The following is a 2,985-nucleotide window of genomic DNA, read 5'->3' on the forward strand; positions in this document are numbered from 1 at the left end:
ACACACTACTGGCTACTGTGCCAGCTGGTGAATGGCTCGGCTCGAGAGCCGACGACGGACGTGCCAAGCTGCGAAAAGCTCGTGGGACCCGCATGGAGGGACAGAACACGAGATCTCCGAATCGGAATCCGTTTACAATTGCCACGCGCAATAGGGAACCCCCCGAATTGAAACATCTCAGTAGGGGGAGGAACAGAACGCAACCGCGATGTCGTTAGTAACCGCGAGTGAACACGACACAGCCCAAACCGAAGGTCCTCGGACCAATGTGGTGTTCGGGTTGACAACCAATTCTCGACAACTCATTCGAAGTCTCCTGGAACGGAGCGTGAAACAGGGTGACAACCCCGTAGAATGAGCCAGTACAGAAGGCGTCAATACCAGAGTAGTAGGGGTCGGATATCCTCTATGAACGACTCAGGCATCCCCTGAGAAGGCTAAACACTCCTCGAGACCGATAGCGAACAAGTAGCGTGAGCGAACGCTGAAAAGCACCCCGAAAAGGGCGGTGCAATAGGGCCTGAAATCAGCTGGCGATCGAACGACGAGGCATACAAGGCGTCTTACAGAACGACCGAGAAGCGATTCTCTAGTAGGCCGTAAGACGAGCCGATGTCGCGTCGTGCGTTTTGAAAAACGACCCAGGGAGTGTACTTACATGGCGAGTCTAACCCGTCAACCGGGGAAGGCACAGGGAAACCGATATGGCCGCAGCATTGCCAGGGCCACCGTGTCCAAACGCGGGGAGCCACGTGAGTACGACCCGAAACCAGGCGATCTATGCGCGAACAGGGTGAAGCGTGGCGAAAGCCACGTGGAGGCCCGTTAGAGGTGGTATCCTACAATATCCTCTCGTGATTCGTGTATAGGGGTGAAAGGCCCATCGAGCCTGGCAACAGCTGGTTCCGACCGAAACATGTCGAAGCATGACCTCATCCGAGATAGCCTGCGGGGTAGAGCTACCGATTGGATGACCTGCCTCCGAGAGGAGTCAGCCATCCTGTCAAACTCCGAACCCGCACGCGTCACAGACGATGGGAGTCCGGTGCGCGGGGTAAGCCTGTGTACCATGAGGGGAACAACCCAGAGCTGGGTTAAGGTCCCAAAGTGTAGATTAAGTGCAATCGAAAGGTGGTCTCAAGCCCTAAACAGCCGGGAGGTGAGCTTAGAAGCAGCTACCCTCTAAGAAAAGCGTAACAGCTTACCGGCCGAGGTTTGAGGCGCCCAAAATGATCGGGGCTCAAATCTACCACCGAGACCCAGCCGTGTCCATTAGGACAACCGCGTAGGTCGGCGTACCGTTCGGACGGAAGCACGGGCGAGAGCTCGTGTGGACCGTGCGGTAACGACAATCCTGGTCACAGTAGCAGCGATAGTCGGGTGAGAACCTCGACGGCCTGATGAGCAAGGGTTCCTCGGCACTGCCACTCAGCCGAGGGTTAGCCGGTCCTAAGACGTACCGTAATTCGACTACGTCAACGGGAAATTGGTTAATATTCCAATGCCATCGTGCACTCATAGTCAACGCCGTGTGGACCGCTGAGCCGGGCCTTCGCCCGGTCGAATCATGGAACCTCGTGGACGCCGTCACGGCAGGAAGCGAGCGAAACGTGAGATAGGGCAACTCAGCCGTACACAGGGCCCGTGAAACGACGCGCACGATGTCCGTACCAAGATCCGAAACAGGTGCTCTGGCAGCGAAAGCCACGGCCTGTCGGGAGAACCGACGTTAGGGAATTCGGCAAGTTAGTCCCGTACCTTCGGAAGAAGGGATGCCTGCTCTCTACAGAGCAGGTCGCAGTGACTCGGGCGCTCCGACTGTCTAATACCAACACAGGTGACCGCAAATCCGCAAGGACTCGTACGGTCACTGAATCCTGCCCAGTGCGGGTATCTGAACACCTCGTACAAGAGGACGAAGGACCCGTCAACGGCGGGGGTAACTATGACCCTCTTAAGGTAGCGTAGTACCTTGCCGCTTCAGTAGCGGCTTGCATGAATGGATAAACGAGAGCGCCACTGTCCCAACGTTGGACCCGGTGAACTGTACGTTCCAGTGCGGAGTCTGGAGACCCCCAAGGGGAAGCGAAGACCCTATAGAGCTTTACTGCAGGCTGTCGCTGAGACGTGGTCGCCGATGTGCAGCATAGGTAGGAGTCATTACAGAGGTACGCGCGCCAGCGCGCCACCCAGACAGCATTGAAATACTACCCGTCGGTGACTGCGACTCTCACTCCGGGAGGAGTACACCGGTAGCCGGGCAGTTTGACTGGGGCGGTACGCGCTCGAAAAGATATCGAGCGCGCCCGAAGATCATCTCAGCCGGGTCGGAAACCCGGCGAAGAGCGCAAGAGCACAAGATGGTCTGACAGTGACATTCCCAACGAGTGTCGCTGACGCGAAAGCGTGGTCTAGCGAACCTACGAGGTTCCGGAATGGGACCCGTAGATGACAGAAAAGCTACCTTAGGGATAACAGAGTCGTCACCCGCAAGAGCACATATCGACCGGGTGGCTTGCTACCTCGATGTCGGTTCCCTCCATCCTGCCTGTGCAGAAGCAGGCAAGGGTGAGGTTGTTCGCCTATTAAAGGAGGTCGTGAGCTGGGTTTAGACCGTCGTGAGACAGGTCGGCTGCTATCTATTGGGGGTGTGAGGTACGTGACGTGAACAGTCGTATAGTACGAGAGGAACTACGACTGGTCGCCACTGGTGTACCGGTTGTGCGAGAGCGCAGACGCCGGGTAGCCACGCGACACGGGGTAAGAGCTGAACGCATCTAAGCTCGAAACCCACATGGAAAAGACGTACCACAGGTCACTCGTAGAAGACGAGATAGATAGACTCGGGATGTACGCGCCGAGGCAACGAGGCGTTGAGTCCACGAGCACTAACAGACCATGCCACAGTCATACGTCCACTGGAGTTCCACACTCCGGATGGGTTCAGGCGGTAGCTGGATCGCACGGATACACGGTCGTGCTGGA

Annotated in this window: 1 rRNA gene; it reads left to right on the forward strand. The window is 57.0% G+C overall.

Features of this window, described 5'->3' with window-relative positions:
• The first annotated feature begins 3 nt into the window (after positions 1-3).
• Positions 4-2,912, forward strand: a 23S ribosomal RNA gene (locus ACNTAO_RS12440).
• Positions 2,913-2,985 lie beyond the last annotated feature (73 nt).

Source organism: Halorubrum zhoui (assembly GCF_051194155.1).
In the GTDB taxonomy this organism is placed as follows: Archaea; Halobacteriota; Halobacteria; order Halobacteriales; family Haloferacaceae; genus Halorubrum.